The organism is Clostridium sp. (assembly GCF_047777555.1).
In the GTDB taxonomy this organism is placed as follows: domain Bacteria; phylum Bacillota; class Clostridia; order Clostridiales; family Clostridiaceae; genus Clostridium_H.
Window position 1 is genome coordinate 34687 of sequence record NZ_JBKEEV010000001.1, and the last position, 15917, is coordinate 50603.

Here is a 15917-nt window from a genome sequence, read left to right on the forward strand (position 1 = left end):
TCTATTCTATTTTGCCTTTTTCTTACTAATTTTTCTTTGATTTAATAAAGCCATCATTATTCCAAGAGTAATAAAAGCTCCTGGTGCAAGAACAAATACTAGAGCTGGATCAACAGCTTCTGGCATGATCTGAATACCAAACGCTTTACCAGTTCCTAGCAATTCTCTTACCATACCAATAATAGTTAAAGAAAGAGTAAATCCTATTCCTATTCCAAGACCATCAAAAATAGCAGGTATCGGTTTATTTTTTGAAGCATATGCCTCTGCACGTCCTAAGATAACACAGTTAACAACTATAAGTGGTATAAATATACCTAATGACTTATTTAATGTTGGTACATAAGCTTGTAACAAGAATTGAAGTAAGGTAACGAAACCTGCGATAACAACTATAAAACCTGGAATACGAATTTTATCTGGAATAACATTTCTTAGTATAGATATAACGAAGTTAGCTCCCATTAAAACTACTGTTGATGCAAGCCCCATTCCTATACCGTTTATAGCACTTGAGGTTACAGCTAGTGTAGGGCACATTGCAAGAACCTGTACAAATATTGTATTTTCTGTAAATATACCGTTTTTTAATCTTTCAATTAAAACCCCCATTAATTTTGACCTCCTTTCAATTCTTTATTGTAGAAGTCTATTGCGTCATTAACTCCCTTTGTAACAGCATTAGATGTAATAGTCGCTCCTGTTATTGCTTTTATTTGATTATCTCCTGATGGCTCTGTTTTTACTACTTCTAAAGGTTGTTCTATTGGTTTTCCTTTATATTGTCCAGAGAATTCTTCGTTTTGTGCATTAGCTCCAAGACCTGGAGTTTCGCTGTGAGAAAGAATTTTTATTCCTTCTATCTTACCTTCATTGGAAATACCAACCATCATATCAATAAGGCCACCATATCCTTTAGGTGAAACCTTTATAGCATATCCTGCAATGTCGCTTCCTTTTGTACCTTCATTAACTTCTGTAATTATGCTTCCATCTGGTAATGTTACTTCTTTTAAATTAAATGCCTCTGCAGAAGGCAAAACTTCCTTCATAGCCGCATCATTTTCCATTTTCTGTTGTTTAGCAATAGGCTCTAATGTAACTTTATGAGCAAATCCTAAAATAAGTCCTGCTATGGCAGTAATCATTAAAAGCCTTAATCCTAAAATCAATATTTCTTTGTTTCCAGTTTGGTTTTCCATCTATTTCGCCTCCCCAGTTCCAAATACTCTTGGCTTAAACTTTCTGTCTATTAGAGGAACTAATAAGTTCATAATAAGAATTGAGTAAGAAACTCCTTCTGGATATCCACCAAATTGACGAATAACTGATGTTAAAATACCACATCCTAAAGCAAATACTATTTGTCCTCTTGTTGTCATCGGAGAAGTTGTATAATCTGTTGCCATGAAGATTGCACCAAGCATTAATCCTCCAGCCATGATTTCATATAATCCACCAAGCGGACTTCTTCCCATTATCATTCCAAGTACAAATACTGTTCCAATATAAACTACTGGTATATGCCAAGTTATAACTCTTCTATATAAAAGATAAGCAAATCCTATTAGTAATGCTAGAGCTGAAGTTTCTCCTATACATCCTCCAATTTGACCAATGAAAGCTTGACCAATACTTGGAAGTGTTGCTCCTGTTGCTTCTGCTCCTTTTAATATAGCAAGAGGTGTTGCTCCTGTAACTCCATCTACTGGATTTGTCCATGTTGTCATAGCAACTGGATAAGATGCAAGTAAGAAAGCTCTTCCTGCAAGTGCAGGGTTAACTATATTTTGTCCAATTCCTCCAAATAGTGCTTTAACAACTATCATTGTAAATACTGATCCTACAACAATCATCCATAATGGTAATGTTGGTGGAACGTTAAATGCAAGTAGCATACCTGTTACAACTGCACTTAAATCCTTTGTTGTATTTGGTGATTTAGTAACTTTACACCATACAAATTCTGAAGCTACACAAGCTATAACTGCTGTAAGAACTACTAAAAATGCACTAAGCTTAAAGTAATAAATTCCGGCTATTGTAGCTGGTAATAATGCAATAATAACATCTCTCATAATCGACTGAACTGAGTTGTTGTCACGAATATGAGGAGATGAAGATACTGTATACATTGTTTCAGCCATATTATTCACTCCTATTCACTTTATTTATTTTTTTCTTTTATTTGCAAGTACTGTTCTCTTTGAAGTACGGATTGATTGGATCAAATGACGTTTTGCTGGACATACAAATGTACATGATCCACATTCAATACAGTCTAATCCATGTTCTTCTTCAAAAGCATCGTACTCTTTTCTTCTTCCAAGTGAATCAAGTGTTGATGGTATTAAGAACATTGGGCATGCCTGAACACATTTTCCACATCTGATACAGCTTGATTCTTCTGGTAAAACTGCTTGCTTTTCTGTTAAACAAAGTATTCCTGATGATCCTTTTGTAGTTGGTATATCTAAAGTAGATACAGCCATACCCATCATTGGTCCACCTGAAATTATCTTAACTGGATCTTCTTTGAATCCACCACAAGCTTCTACTAGTTCTCTATAAGACATACCTAACCTTATTCTTAGGTTCTTAGGCTCTTTAACAGCTTCCCCTGTTACAGTAACAACTCTTGATATAGTAGGTCTTCCATTAACAACAGCATTATATACTTCTCTTACTGTGTTAACGTTTTGAACTATGCATCCTGCATCTGCTGGAAGTTTTCCTGAAGGAACTTCTCTCTTAGTTATAGCATAGATTAATTGTTTCTCTGCACCTTGAGGATACTTAGTTTTTAACGCTTTAACCTCTATATTTGGAATATCTTTTGTAGCTTCTCTCATAGCTTCGATAGCATTTTTCTTGTTATCCTCTATTCCAATATAACCTTTTGCTTGTGGGAACATGTGAAGTATTATTTTTAGTCCTTCAACTATCATGTTTGTCTCTTCAAGCATTAATCTGTGGTCACAAGTTAAATAAGGCTCACACTCTGCTCCATTTAATATTATTGTATCAATTTTCTTGTCTGGTGGTGGAGAAAGCTTTACATTTGTTGGGAAAGTAGCTCCTCCCATACCAACTACTCCAGCTTCCTTAATAAGCTCTACTATTTCTTCTTTTGTCATTTCTTTGTAGTTTTTTGGCTTTGGCATGTCTATTTCTTCATAAAGGCCATCATTTTCTACTATTACAGCAAGTGATTTTGTTCCTCCTGCTGTAAGTACAGGTTTAACATCTTTAACTGTACCTGACACGCTGCTATGAATATTTGCAGATATAAAACCACTAGCTTGACCTATTTTTTGTCCTACTAGTACTCTGTCGCCCTTTTTTACCAAACATTCTGCTGGTGCTCCTATATGTTGAGACATAGGAAACACTAAAAGTTCTTTTGGCTCTAAGTCTTCTATGGGCTTATTTTCAGTAAGATACTTACCATGAGGTGGGTGCACACCCCTTCTGAAAGTTAAAAGTTCCATATTAATCCTCCCTTTGCCTAAAAGTACATGCTAAATTTTCAGCAATGTATAAATTTGTATATGAATTTATTTATTTTTTAAAATTTAAATTTATAAAATTTAAATTTTTATAATACACCAACATTTATTTTAATAATTTTAATAAAAATTAAAATTTCTAGCTATTTATCAGATATACCTGTTATTAATTTATCAATCTACACCATAATTATAGTACATTACATCATATGTTGTACTGATACGCTTTATTTCAATTTTAAACTCACATAATTCTACAATTATCGCTTATTGAAATGGATTTAAAATAAACAGAAATAGCGCAATTATCTGATAAATCTATGAAGTCAATGTATACAATTACATAAAAATTATGTCGCAACCTATAACGACACATATATAATACCATAATATATATACTTGTGCTACATCAATTAATAATTTAATTAATAATTTTGACATTTTTTTTGAAACTTTTTTATTTATAATAAAATATAAATAAACTAATTAATGATTAATATAAGTTTATATATACCATATAAAAAAGTTTTACTGAATGCTTTTTTATATATTTTACATAATATAATACCATATTAATCTCATTATTTTAAAATTGCCACAAAATTAAAATAAATCAAACTTATTTATTCCATATACATTATAATCTTAATTTAATACTCTTATAATTATACAAGCTTATTAATGAAAATCAAGGGACAGTTCTCAAATTTTCATACGCAAAATTTGAGAACTGTCCCTAATATCCCTTCTATTAAACTCCATAAAGTCAATAATAACTTACATAATAATTTGCATAAAAACAAATGTCTTTTATATAAATTTGAACTTTGAACCTTATTCATCATTAAATTTCATGGATGTATCAATTCCAAGCATTATCTATAAATACTTTCAAATTTTGTATTAAACCTTTCATTTTACGAGTATAGACTCAAAATATCTTTAAACTTAAAAAAATGCTATTTGTAGCCTATATTTATTTATGCTACTATTAAGGCAAAATAGAAGGATTAATAAAAATGAAAATGTTAATTTAAGTATAATTTTAAAAGGAGAATTTTTATGAATAAGTTATGCAAGGAAATAGGATTATCAACTGCAGGATGCCTATTATATTCAGCTTATGTTTCCATATTTTTAGTGCCTAATAAAATAGGTGCAGGTGGTATAACAGGAATTTCCCTTGGATTAAATGAACTATTAAATCTACCTATAGGTTTTACAACGCTTCTCCTCAATGTCCCCCTCTTTATATTCGGTTATAATTTATTAGGTAAGAACTTTGCCTTTAAAAGCGGGATCATAGTTATAAGTTCTTCTTTTCTAATAGACTTTGCAAATTCACACCTTGGTTTTGATCCCATTGGTGATACTTTAACTGCCACCATCTTTGCTGGCGTTATCTCTGGCATTGCAATGGCACTACTATTTATGGCTGGCGCTTCAACTGGTGGCCTTGATATATCTGGTAAAATTATTAAAAATAAATTTCCTAACTTTCAACTTCCTAAAATTTTATTAATGCAAGATATTATAGTATATGTATTTATTGCTTTAACACTTGGAACTCGTTCTGTAATGTATGCTATAATAATGAGTTTCATTAGATCAAAGACTATGGATGCAGTTCAAGAAGGAATAGCTTCTTCAAGACAGTGTATTATAATCTGTGAAAATCCTAATGCGATTATAGATGCTATTACCAAAGAACTTGGACGAGGTGTAACACTTTTAAATGCACAAGGCTGTTATTCTCATACTGACAAAAAGTTTATATATGTAGTTATTCAGAAAATACAGTTAAACACTTTAAAACACATAGTAAATACCATAGATCCAAACGCTTTTGTAACTGTATCTTCTGTAAATGATATTCAAGGAAACTTTAAACAAAAATCCTTATCAATAAATTAGGGACGGTTCTCAAATTTTATAAATTTCTTTCATATCTACGAGTCCGTGGTTATGTAATCTACTATAGTAAGAATTTGCAATTCTTATTTGACAAACTCTGATAGAGCCTCAAAAGTTTTCATTATCCAAATAAGTAAGGTTATGAAAACTCAGCTGTATTAGAGTTGATTTTTTACCTATCAAAAATAAACGATTTAATTACAGCAAAACACTCTCTTACATAGTAATTAGGAATTAATATTGGATGAAGTTCTGATGGCACTGAATAGATATTCTTGAATCCTGCTCGTTTAGCTAAAAATCTAGCCCTAAACATATGAAAATTTGTTGTAACAATAGCTATTTTTATTTCTTTTCTATTATCTATTTTATCTAAAACTTCCTTTGAATACCTGAAATTCTGTGAAGTATTCGTAGATTTTTCTTCTTTTATAATTTGATTTTTACTTATTCCACAGCTCAGTAAAAATCTTCCCATAGCTTCAGCCTCTGTTATGTCTTCTCCCATTCCTTGCCCACCTGATACAATTATTTTGGTTTTGGGATACTTCTCTAGATACTCCATACTTTTATCCATTCTCTGACTTAAAGTAAGAGACATTTTCTCTCCATGTAGTCCAGCCCCTAATATAAGAAGGTAGTCACACTCTTCCATTTGTTCATTAATGCTAAAATAAATGATAAGTGACTCTATGATAATAAACAAAATAAACCCTATTATAAAACAAATTAACATAAGCATTCTAAATTTTTTATTTATGTATAATTTGTTGCTTTTTTCAAATTCTTTAACCACACCAATTCCTATGAAAACAGCACCTAACATAATCCAAAATTGAGAAAAACTTATTTTCCAAGCAAAACAACTTAAAAGTATATAATACAGTATGCTTAACATACCTAATATAAAAAATTTATTTTTAATTGTTATAATATCGATCACAAGAATCATCCTTTTTTAAATTTTAGTGATTAATTTATATTTTTTTGTCAATAATCTTAATAAAAAATAATGAAGGAAGTGTTTAAATTGCCAAGAACACCTAGAATTAAAAGCCATACTGCTATTTATCACATTATGGCTAGAAGTATAAGCGAAGTTAGATTATTTAGAAGTAATGATGACAAAAATAAATTTTTATCATATCTAAAAAAATATAAAGATATGTTTTCTTTTTATGTTTATAGTTTTTGTCTTATGGATAATCATGTTCATTTACTAATTGACTCAAATGGAGCAGATGTAAGTAAATTTATGCATAATATTAATCAATGCTATGCCCAATATTATAATAGAAAATACAACAGGACAGGACACGTTTTTGGAGATCGGTTTAAAAGCAAAATTGCGGATACTGATTTATCTGTGATGCTTATATCCGCTTATATTCATAACAATCCTAAAGATATTAAAGGATTTAAACAACATGTAGAGAACTACAAATATTCTAGTTTAGGAATCTATCTTGGAAAATGGCAGGATGCTTTCAACATTATAGATAAAAATTTTATCTTACAATACTTTAATCCAGATCCTGTATTAGCAATAGTTCGTTATTTTGAATTTGTTAAGTCGAGAACTGAAACTAGTATAGATGATACTACTATTGATGATCTTGAATTGGTAAACACTTATACTACTTATAAGTCTTATTCAAAACCTCTTATTAGGGACATCAACCCTGAGCAGATTATAGAATTTGTATCTAGTTCTTATAACTTTAATAAGTTTGACATAAATATAAAATACAATCATTCAGCATCAGAATTTAGATCTATTTGTATTTTTTTAATGAGAAATTTATGTAATTTATATTATTCTCAAATATGTGATATAATAGGCAACATCACATTGTCCTCTGTATCTTACCTGTGTAATAAGGGATATAATATTGTACATAATACTTTAAAGTACCATAATATAATTAATAAATTTTTAGAAAAATACCAAGTTTGTTTTTAAACTATTATAAATTAACAAAAATGAATTTAATATGTTTTTTAAAAAATAAATATTTAAATCCAAATTTTCTAAAATTTTATTAGACAAGCTATAAAAAATCCACTATATTATTTTATCTATTTTTATTATATTTTTGATTTATTTTTTCCCACTTGAAATACTTTCTTTAGAATATTACTAAATAATCCTATCCAATTTTTAAGCACCTTTATAAAATTTTGTGAACCGTCCCACTATATTTCAACTTGATTAGTATAAAAGCCTTAAATCTGGAACCTTTATTGAATCATTTGGTTTACCTTTTTCTATCTTATTTATTACTAACTTTATATCATTATAATTTTTCTTTATAACATTTTTAGTATATTCATCTGTATTAGATGTAATCCCATCAGCAGCTTTTTTTAAATTATAATAAGCTCTGTGTAAGTCATTTGTATAAATAGCATAATAGCATCCAGCATTATTCAAGGTTAGAATATCATTTTCATTAAGCTTAAAGGCAGTTCTTACTTCCTTTATTCCCTCATCGTGTTTTCCATTAGTTAAATATACAACCCCTAAAGTTCTATGATATTTTATAATGTTATCCTTAAGCTTTATACATTCCTTTAAAGTCTTTATAGCATCTTCGTCTCTTCCTTCATTAAAATATAATAACGCAATATTGTATTTTATCTCTGGTTCCATAGGATTTATATAATTTGCCATCTTATAATAAATAATCTAAAGCTTTATCTAAATTTTTCTCTATGTCCCAATAAAACTTACCTACACTTTCTAAAATATTATAATTATATAATTCTTTTTCCATGGCAGTTATAAAATATGGTTTTCCTGAAGATGCCTTATTCATATTCTTGAGGATTTGCGGCATTAAAAATGCATAATTATCTGGATAGTCTTTATTTTGTTCAATGGATTTTTTGCAATATTCCATAGCTTTTTCTAAATCATGTCTTCTTAAATAGAACCATGCTGCGGTATGAAGTACTCCATAGTCATCTTTATTATTTTGTATAACTTCATTAATTAGCTTGTCTACTTCTTTACTTTTATTCATGTTTTGAAGAATTGATGCTTCAATTAGCTTAATTTCGATATTTCCTGCATCTTTTCCTTTTAATTGCTCTATAATTTGAACTCCTTCTTTAGATTTATCTTCCTTTAGTGAATAAATCTTAGCAAGCCACATTTTATATGCGAGCTCATTTGAATTGTTTTTTTCAAGCTCCTTTATGTAACTAATTATTTTATCAGAATTATACAATGACTCCTGGGCTAAAACATCGTATATTTTATATTCATCCTTATCAATATCCCAAGCTTCTTTAAGCTTTGCAAAAGCTCCTTTAATATCCCCCAATATCATAAGCATTCTAGAATATTCTGCTAAATCATAAGCTGACTTCTTGTCTACATCATAAAGTTGTACTATTTGCTTAGCTTTGTCCAATTCTTTATTAACCATATATATAGCCATCATGCTTTTTATCAGACTTTTATTTTTAGAGTTAGCCTTTAAAGCATTTTCTCCATCTTGTAAAGCTTGAGAACTGTCCCCATTAATAAATTCATAAAAAACTATTTTATTTACTATTTCATCATCTTGGATACCTATATCTTTTGCTAGTTGAATGTATTTTTTACTATTTTTAACATCTCCTTTTAAAAAATATACTCTTGCCATATCTATATTTTTTAATGCTAATAATCTATTATCTTTAATTTTGTTAATGTCTATGTTATTATATTCTTCAAAAGCTTTTTCGTATTCTCCTAGATATATATACTCCTCAGCTTTACGATCTGCAGAAGCACTCTCTTTTTCCAACTTATTGTTTTTAGATACTATGAAAAATATAATTATTGTGATTGTGAAAACCATTACTAACGTAGTTCCAATAAACATAATACTTTTTTTATTAAAAATCCCTTTATTAAGTTTCATACAATTCTCTCCTTGTGGTATTTAGTCAATATTTTATCAAATATCTTATAAAAAATCTATAAAACTCCATTAATAATTAATTTCTTCAAATCTAGTTAACTTATATTAAGGGTTTGTATATTTCTTAACTTTTCCTTTACAAATTACGTATTGATTTAAAAAATAGACATTATTTTTAAAACAATATAAAATATCGCTTAGTTAGGAGGTTTTATTTATGAAAAAAAAATATAAAAAATCATCCCAAGAACAATACAGAAAAATACCTCTCATTCTTTATATTATAGCTTTGGGTATGTTAGGGACGGTTCTCAAATTAACCCTATTTTCTTCTGCCGATAATTCAAATAAAAACACAGTCACAAAAATAGTCTCTAAGGATACTAGAAATAATAACTCTTCAGATAATATTCAATCCAAAGTTAGCAATACTGAAGATAAAATTTCAAATTCTAAAGAACCGTCCCAGATTGATCACCAGATTGATCAACTTGGCCAACCCCATAAGGATGATTCAGTTGAGGTTATTTTAACTGCTGTTGGAGATTGCACACTTGGTCGTGATGACAAATTTTCTTTTGAAGGTTCTCTTCCTTATGTTTTGAAGAAAAATAATTATGATTATTCTTATATATTTAAAAATGTATCTCATATTTTTAAGGATGATGATATAACCATAGCTAATTTAGAAGGTACTTTTACTAACTCGAATTCTAAAGCTGAAAAACAGTTTACATTTAAAGCTCCTCCTGAATATGCAAAGATTTTAACTGCTGGAAGTATAGAAGGGGTTAATCTCTCTAATAATCACATTAGAGACTATCTTGATGAGGGGTTTAAAGATACAATAGCTGCATTGGAATCAGAAGGTATTAATTACTTTGGGGAAGGTAATGTTTGGATTAAAGAAATTAAAGGAATTAAATTTGGATTTTTAGGTTATAAGGGCTTCTATGATAGCAAGGAATTACTTGAAAAAGTTAAAAATGATATAAAAACATTGAAAGCTCAAAATTGTGTAGTAGTAATTAATTTCCATTGGGGAGAGGAAAGCCATTATGAACACAATTCTGTTCAAAGACGTATTGCTCACCACGCCATCGATAATGGAGCTGATTTAATAATTGGTCATCATCCTCATGTTATTCAAGGAATAGAACAGTATAAAAATAAATTAATATTCTATAGCTTAGGCAATTTTGCTTTCGGAGGAAATAAAAATCCAAAGGATAAAAACACTATAATACCTCAAATAAAGTTTAAATTTAGAAATAACTTACTAGAATCTTATGATCTAAAAGTGATTCCAGCTAAAATTTCATCTGTCGATTATATAAATGACTATTGTCCTACCCCTGCAAAAGGTGATAGTAAAACTTCTATTCTAAAAAATTTAAATAAACTTTCTCCTAATTTAGGTTTTGAGGTTAGTGAAAACTTTCATAGTCTTAACTTAAAATAAAGAACCAAATTTAGTTTTCTTATTCATCTGCTTTTTAATTTATTCAAAAAACTTAATGTCATATATTTTTAAAAAAAGCCAAATTTCTCCTGTGTTTTCTTGAGAACCTATGGCTTTTTTGTTTTTTAACATTAAAATACCATGAAAAATATGATTTTAAAAAGAAATTCAATTTTCAGTAAAATATTTCCATTTTCTTTTATGCGTGATAAAATTTTATTAATGGTCATTAGTATAATTTTTATATACTGGTACATAATTGTTTAATAGGATGGAGGTGCTGCCAAATTAATATTGCAACATTTTTAGGGATTGTTTTTTCAAAAGCTGTTATGAATCTTTCTCAAATATTATATAAAGGTGGAACAAATTTTCCTGGAAAAGTAGCTTTAAAATTTGATAAAGATATCTTGGGAAAGATATCTAAGAATTTTAAGGTTATTTTAGTTACTGGAACAAACGGAAAAACTACTACTACAAATATGATTTACTCTATTATAAAAAATAGTGGTCAAGACGCTATAACTAACGAAACCGGCGCAAATATGTACACAGGCATAATATCATGTTTTTTAAAAAATTATAGATTTACCAATAAAAATAAGCATAGATACGCAGTTATAGAGGTTGATGAAGCTAATGTTAAATATGTTACAGATTATATTCAACCAGAAATAATAATAATTACTAATCTTTTTAGAGATCAATTAGATAGGTATGGTGAAGTTTATAATACTTTAGACAAAATTTTAAATGGAATTAGAAAATGTCCCGATTCTATCTTAGTACTAAATGGAGATGAATCCTTACTTGGTGCTTTAAATTTACCTAATAAAATTTTATATTACGGCTTTAATACACCTGTCAATGAATATAATAAACTTTCTATAAATGCAGATGCTAAGTTTTGCAAAATATGCAAACATCCTTATGAATACAATTTTATAACTTATAATCATCTTGGTGACTTTTATTGTCCTAATTGTGGATATAAAAGACCTAAGTTGACTTACAGCGTTGACAAAATCATAGATTTATCTCCAGATAAATCTATAGTTGAAATTAATAATAAACAATACTATATAAATCAATGTGGCACTTATAACATTTACAATGCCTTATGTGCTTTTTCATCATCAAAGCTTCTCGGAATAGATGATTCCATTATTTATGAAAGTTTAAAAACACTAAACAGCAGCTTTGGACGTCAAGAAGTTATAAAAATACACAATAAAAATGTAAAAATAATACTTGTAAAAAATCCTGCTGGATTTGATGAAGCTTTGAATTCAATAAATTTAGACAAAGGAAATAAAGGCCTTGCCCTTCTTTTAAATGATAACTTTGCAGACGGAAGAGATGTATCCTGGATCTGGGATGTAGGTTTTGAAAACTTAGACAGTGATACAGTTAGTAACGTTATGGTATCCGGAATACGATTATACGATATGGGCATTCGACTAAAAGTAGCCGGTTTTAGTGAGGATTTATTTCGTATATGTGATGATTATGATACTCTGTTAGACAATATAAAAAAATGTAAAGAACCAATTATATATCTTTTAGCTACATATACAGCTATGACTAGTTTTAGAAAATTTTTAAACAGTAAAGGATATATAAAAAAGCTTTGGTGAACTTTATTATAATTTGAGCTTGATTGACGCGGAGGTGATCTTATGGAGCTTAACATATGCCATATGTACCCTGATTTGCTTAACGTATATGGTGATATAGGAAATATATTGATCTTAAAATATAGAGCTGAAAATCGAGGCATTAAAACCAATGTATTTAATATTTCTATAAATGATAGGTTTGATCCTAAAAAATATGATATAGTATTTTTTGGTGGTGGCCAGGATTATGAGCAATCTATAGTATCTTCAGATTTAAAGAAAACCAAGGGTAAAGATATAATTGACTACATAGAAAATAACAAGGTGTTTTTATCTATATGTGGTGGATATCAATTACTTGGTAAATACTACGTAACCCCTTATGGTGAAAAAATCGAGGGTCTTAATGCTCTGGATATATATACAACTCCTGGAGAAAAAAGATTTATTGGAAATACAGTAATTTATAACAAAGATTTTAATGAAACTTACGTTGGATTTGAAAATCATTCTGGAAAAACATATATAGGCTCTCTAAAGCCTCTTGGTAAAGTTTTAGCTGGATACGGCAACAATGGTGAAGATGGTTATGAAGGTTGTATATACAAGAATACATTTTGTACCTACTTTCATGGATCATTGCTTTCAAAAAATCCTGAACTTGCTGATAGGTTGCTTTCCCTAGCTTTAGAACATAAATATGGTAAATTTGTGCTTCCTCCCCTAGACGATACCTATGAATTAAAAGCAAAAGAATTTATAATAAAGCGTGAGATAGCTCAATAAACTCATCAGTTAAAGTTAAGCAAACTGGGGACGGTTCTCAAATTTTTAGTATAAAAATTTGAGAACCGTCCCCAATCTTTCTTTATACCTCAAACTTTATTTCATTATTTTCTGATTTTATCTTTATAGTTGATCCACTATAAACCTCACCTTTAATTATCATTTTAGCTATATTTGTTTCTAAAATTTTCGAAATATATCTCTTTAGTGGACGTGCTCCATATATTGGATCATATCCTTCCTTAGCTATGATTTTCTTTGCTTCCTTAGAAATTTCAAGAGAAATGTTCTTTTCTTTTAACCTATCTTTTATATCTTCCATAAATATATCTATTATCTTCTCTATTTCTTCTTCCATAAGAGGTTTAAACATTATAATATCATCTAATCTATTTAAAAATTCTGGTTTAAATCTCCTTTTCATTGCACTCATTACTTTTTCTCTTATCTCTTCATCAATACCTTGAGAGTTTTTATTTTCTAATAAATACTCACTTCCTATATTAGAGGTCATAATAATTATGCAATTTTTAAAATCTATTGTTTTTCCTTTATTGTCTGTTAGTCTGCCATCATCAAGTATTTGAAGAAAAATATTAAATACATCATCATGGGCTTTTTCAATTTCATCAAATAAAACTACACTATATGGATTTCTTCGCACAGCCTCAGTTAACTGTCCGCCTTCCTCATATCCAACATATCCTGGAGGCGCTCCTATAAGCCTAGAAACAGCATGTTTTTCCATATACTCCGACATATCTATTCTTATTATGTTTTCTTCGCTGTCAAATAAAGTTCTTGCTAATGTCTTTGCAAGTTCAGTTTTTCCAACTCCTGTTGGTCCTAAAAATATAAAGGAACCTATTGGTCTATTTATATCTTTTAATCCTGCTCTCGCCCTTAATACTGCATTAGCAGTAGAAGTAACAGCTTCTTCCTGTCCTATTACCCTTTTATGAAGCTCATCTTCTAATCTTAAAAGCTTTTCTCTTTCTCCCTCTAAAAGTCTTGACACTGGTATTCTAGTCCACTTAGATATTATTTCACATATTTCATTTTCAGTAATCTCTTCTTTTAAAAGTGCGTTTTCTCCACTTTCTTTTAAAATTTCTTCCTTTTCCTTAATATTTCTTTCTAAATCAGGAATCACACCATACTTTAATTCTGCAACTTTATTTAAGTCATATTCTCTTTCAGCCTTTTCAAGCTCTCCCCTTGCCTCATCTAATTTGCTTTTTAAATCTCTTATAGAAGAAATATTTTCTTTCTCCTTTTCATATTTAGCAGTCATCTCTTTATCTTTTTCTTTCAAATCACTGAGCTCTTTTTCAAGAAATTTAAGTCTTTCTTGAGATGCCTTATCTTTTTCTTTAGACAAAGCTTCCTTCTCTATTTCTAACTGAAAAACTCTTCGTCTTACCTCATCCAATTCTGTTGGAAGACTATCAATTTCTGTTCTTACCATAGCTCCAGCTTCATCTATTAAGTCTATAGCTTTATCTGGCAAAAATCTGTCTGTAATATACCTATGAGACAACTTAGCTGCAGCAACTATAGCAGAATCATGTATTCTAATTCCGTGATGTATTTCGAATCTTTCCTTTAACCCCCTAAGAATTGAAATACTATCTTCAACCGTAGGCTCTTCCACGGTAACCGGTTGAAATCTTCTTTCTAAAGCTTTATCCTTCTCTATATATTTTCTATATTCATCAAAAGTTGTAGCTCCTATGCAGTGAAGTTCTCCTCTAGCAAGCATTGGTTTTATTAGGTTTCCAGCATCCATAGCTCCTTCTGTCTTTCCAGCACCTACAATTGTATGAATTTCATCTATGAACAGTATTATTTTTCCTTCACTACTTTCTACTTCCTTTAAAACTGCCTTTAATCTTTCCTCAAATTCTCCTCTATATTTAGCACCAGCAATCAAGGATCCCATATCTAAAGAAAATATTATTTTATCTTTAAGTCCTTCTGGAACATCGCCTCTAACTATTCTTTCAGCTAGTCCTTCAACTATAGCAGTCTTACCTACTCCAGGTTCTCCAATCAAAACTGGATTATTTTTAGTTCTTCTAGATAAAATTCTAATTACCCTTCTAATCTCTTCGTCTCTCCCAATAACAGGATCTAACTTATGTTTTTTAGCCTCTTCAACCAAGTTTCTTCCATACTTTTTTAGAGCATCATAGGTTCCCTCAGGGTCTTGAGTCTCAACCCTCTGATTTCCTCTTACCTGTGATAATACAGCTAAAAATTTATCCTTATCTATATTAAAATCTGACAATAGTCTACCTACTGTTCCTTTATGATCAATATCCATAATGGCAAGGACAATATGTTCAACACTTACATATGAATCTTTAAATTTACTAGCATAATCTTCAGCCTTTAAAAATACTTCTTCAACTCTTCTAACTAAATATATTGCTGATGTACTTGCACCTTCTCCCAAAACCTTAGGCATTCTATCTAATTCTTTATGTGTAGCTTGTTTTAAAAGTTCAACATCTACTCCAATTCTGCTAAATATATTAGGTACTATTCCATCTTCTTGAGAAATTAGAGCCATAAACAAATGTATTATATCTATTTGCTGATGATCATATTTTATGGCTATCTTTTGAGATTCACTCAGAGCCTGCTGCACTTTGGTGGTCATCTTTTCATAATCCATAGCTCTCATCCTTTCTGTATATTTTTTATATTT

13 protein-coding genes are annotated in these 15917 nt (G+C 29.5%); 5 read left to right on the top strand and 8 right to left on the bottom strand.

Annotation, left to right across the window (positions count from 1 at the left end; genetic code table 11):
- Positions 1-6 precede the first annotated feature (6 nt).
- The 4 genes from ACFWTK_RS00210 to rsxC are packed head-to-tail and all read right to left on the bottom strand — an operon-like array spanning position 7 to position 3491.
- Positions 7-612: an RnfABCDGE type electron transport complex subunit E gene (locus ACFWTK_RS00210; RefSeq protein WP_415874177.1), complete on the bottom strand. Its 606-nt coding sequence runs from the start codon at positions 610-612 to the stop codon at positions 7-9.
- Positions 612-1202, bottom strand: coding sequence for an RnfABCDGE type electron transport complex subunit G (locus ACFWTK_RS00215; RefSeq protein WP_061857264.1), 591 nt, complete (start codon positions 1200-1202; stop codon positions 612-614). The genes ACFWTK_RS00210 and ACFWTK_RS00215 overlap by 1 nt, the downstream gene beginning before the upstream one ends.
- Positions 1203-2147 (bottom strand): RnfABCDGE type electron transport complex subunit D, encoded by a 945-nt coding sequence (locus ACFWTK_RS00220; RefSeq protein ID WP_061857265.1) that lies wholly within the window; start codon positions 2145-2147, stop codon positions 1203-1205.
- A gap of 24 nt (positions 2148-2171) precedes the next feature.
- Complete coding sequence (gene rsxC, locus ACFWTK_RS00225) at positions 2172-3491, bottom strand: electron transport complex subunit RsxC (RefSeq protein WP_273092938.1); 1320 nt, start codon at positions 3489-3491, stop codon at positions 2172-2174.
- Positions 3492-4571: 1080 nt separating this feature from the next.
- On the opposite strand from rsxC, the gene ACFWTK_RS00230 reads away from it, so the two are divergent.
- The gene (locus tag ACFWTK_RS00230; protein WP_415874178.1) at positions 4572-5423 is read left to right on the top strand and encodes a YitT family protein; all 852 of its coding nucleotides are present in this window, start codon (positions 4572-4574) and stop codon (positions 5421-5423) included.
- A gap of 172 nt (positions 5424-5595) precedes the next feature.
- Here the strand turns inward: ACFWTK_RS00230 and ACFWTK_RS00235 are convergent, their stop codons facing one another.
- The gene (locus ACFWTK_RS00235; RefSeq protein WP_106023865.1) at positions 5596-6375 is read right to left on the bottom strand and encodes a YdcF family protein; all 780 of its coding nucleotides are present in this window, start codon (positions 6373-6375) and stop codon (positions 5596-5598) included.
- A gap of 78 nt (positions 6376-6453) precedes the next feature.
- On the opposite strand from ACFWTK_RS00235, the gene ACFWTK_RS00240 reads away from it, so the two are divergent.
- The gene (locus ACFWTK_RS00240; protein WP_165815338.1) at positions 6454-7386 is read left to right on the top strand and encodes a transposase; all 933 of its coding nucleotides are present in this window, start codon (positions 6454-6456) and stop codon (positions 7384-7386) included.
- A 249-nt stretch (positions 7387-7635) separates the two neighbouring features.
- On the opposite strand, the gene ACFWTK_RS00245 is transcribed toward ACFWTK_RS00240, so the two are convergent.
- Both ACFWTK_RS00245 and ACFWTK_RS00250 read right to left on the bottom strand, forming a co-directional pair.
- Positions 7636-8097: a hypothetical protein gene (locus ACFWTK_RS00245; protein ID WP_415874179.1), complete on the bottom strand. Its 462-nt coding sequence runs from the start codon at positions 8095-8097 to the stop codon at positions 7636-7638.
- Position 8098: 1 nt separating this feature from the next.
- A complete protein-coding gene (locus ACFWTK_RS00250) occupies positions 8099-9337 on the bottom strand; it encodes a tetratricopeptide repeat protein (protein ID WP_415874180.1) in 1239 nt (412 codons plus the stop codon).
- Positions 9338-9554: 217 nt separating this feature from the next.
- On the opposite strand from ACFWTK_RS00250, the gene ACFWTK_RS00255 reads away from it, so the two are divergent.
- The 3 genes from ACFWTK_RS00255 (at position 9555) to ACFWTK_RS00265 (ending at position 13204) form a co-directional block, all read left to right on the top strand.
- Positions 9555-10799, top strand: a complete 1245-nt coding sequence (locus ACFWTK_RS00255; RefSeq protein ID WP_061857272.1) for a CapA family protein — start codon at positions 9555-9557, stop codon at positions 10797-10799.
- Positions 10800-11131: 332 nt separating this feature from the next.
- A complete protein-coding gene (locus tag ACFWTK_RS00260; RefSeq protein ID WP_106023869.1) occupies positions 11132-12436 on the top strand; it encodes a Mur ligase family protein in 1305 nt (434 codons plus the stop codon).
- Positions 12437-12478: 42 nt separating this feature from the next.
- Positions 12479-13204: a type 1 glutamine amidotransferase gene (locus ACFWTK_RS00265; RefSeq protein ID WP_106023870.1), complete on the top strand. Its 726-nt coding sequence runs from the start codon at positions 12479-12481 to the stop codon at positions 13202-13204.
- An 82-nt stretch (positions 13205-13286) separates the two neighbouring features.
- Here the strand turns inward: ACFWTK_RS00265 and clpB are convergent, their stop codons facing one another.
- The gene (gene clpB / locus ACFWTK_RS00270; protein WP_061857275.1) at positions 13287-15884 is read right to left on the bottom strand and encodes an ATP-dependent chaperone ClpB; all 2598 of its coding nucleotides are present in this window, start codon (positions 15882-15884) and stop codon (positions 13287-13289) included.
- Between the last annotated feature and the right edge of the window lie 33 nt (positions 15885-15917).